Origin of the sequence: Micrococcus sp. HMSC31B01, assembly GCF_001816085.1 — a bacterium.
Classification (GTDB): Bacteria; Actinomycetota; Actinomycetes; order Actinomycetales; family Micrococcaceae; genus Micrococcus; species Micrococcus luteus.
On the sequence record NZ_KV824863.1, the window covers coordinates 1 to 1269 of the forward strand.

At 76.3% G+C, this 1269-nt stretch carries 1 protein-coding gene; it reads right to left on the reverse strand.

Going from position 1 to position 1269, the window contains the following annotated elements; all coding sequences use genetic code 11:
* Window positions 1-55: 55 nt before the first annotated feature.
* Complete coding sequence (locus HMPREF3105_RS00870) at window positions 56-1246, reverse strand: DNA polymerase III subunit delta' (RefSeq protein ID WP_070708550.1); 1191 nt, start codon at window positions 1244-1246, stop codon at window positions 56-58.
* Window positions 1247-1269: the final 23 nt, after the last annotated feature.

Sequence of the window (1269 nt, forward strand, 5' to 3'; positions counted from 1 at the left end):
CGGACCTGGTGGTCCGCACCCGCTGAGCCGGCGCCGGTCCGCCCCGCTCGGCCGCTCAGCGACGTCGCGGGGTGCGCACCCGGCGGGGCAGCAGGGCCAGCATCATGGCTTCGAGGGCCAGCTGCTCCGGCACGTTGGCGGCGATGCGCTCGCGGGCCGTGGTGACGGCGTCGATCCGGGCGAGCACCTCGGCCGAGTCGCCGGCGGCGCCGCGGGCGTACGCCTCGATCTCGTCCCGACGGTGCTCGTTGATGAGCTCGCCCTCGGCCCCCAGCTGCACGCGCAGCACGTCCCGGAACAGGCCCATGACGTCGATCATGGCCCGGTCCAGCGAGTCCCGGACGGCGCGGCGCCGCCGGCGGGTCTGGTCCTCCTCGAGCCGTTTGACGTGGTGGCGGAGCTTGGGTGGGACGGGCTCACCGGGCTCGAGGCCCAGGGAGCGGCGCAGCGCCTCGAGCTCCTCGGCGTCCCGGGCTTCGGCGGCGGACTCGGCCTCGGCCTTGGACACCTCGGCCAACGTGGCGGCCAGGGCCATCGCGTCGGAGACGGCGGTGGCCTGGAGCGGCAGGGAGAGGATGCGCTCGCGGCGTTCGAGGGCCTCCGGGTCCCGCGCGAGGCGGCGGGCCATGCCCACGTGCGACTGGGAGATCCGGGCGGTGGTGAGCGCCGTCTCGCGGTCCAGCCCGTCACGGCGGTGCAGCAGCTCCGCCACCTGCTCCACGGCGGGGATGCTCAGCGTGATCAGCCGGCAACGGGAGCGGACGGTGGGGAGCACGTCCGCGGGGGACGGGGCGCACAGCATCCAGATCGTGCGGGCCGGCGGCTCCTCGATGGCCTTGAGCAGCACGTTCGTGGCGCGCTCCGTCATGCGGTCCGCATCCTCCATGAGGAAGATCCGCCAGCGCCCGGTCGCGGGGGTGGACTGGCCGGCCTCCACGAGGGCGCGGACGTCCTCGATCCGATAGCTCACCGCCTCGGTGGCCAGCACGGTCACGTCCGGGTGGGTGCCGCCGAGGACGGTGCGGCACGCGTGGCACTCGCCGCAGCCGCGCGCCGCCGGGTCCGCGACCTCGCACTGCAGGGCCGCGGCGAACGCACGCGCCGCCGTCGACCGGCCGGAGCCGGGCGGGCCCGTGAACATCCAGGCGTGGGTGGGACGGTCCTCGGCCGCGGCGCGGCGCAGCTGGGCCACCGCGGCCTCCTGGCCTGCGAGGTCCGCGAACACGGCGGGGGCGGGGGCCGTCATCGGTCGGCCGCCTGGGCGGTGAC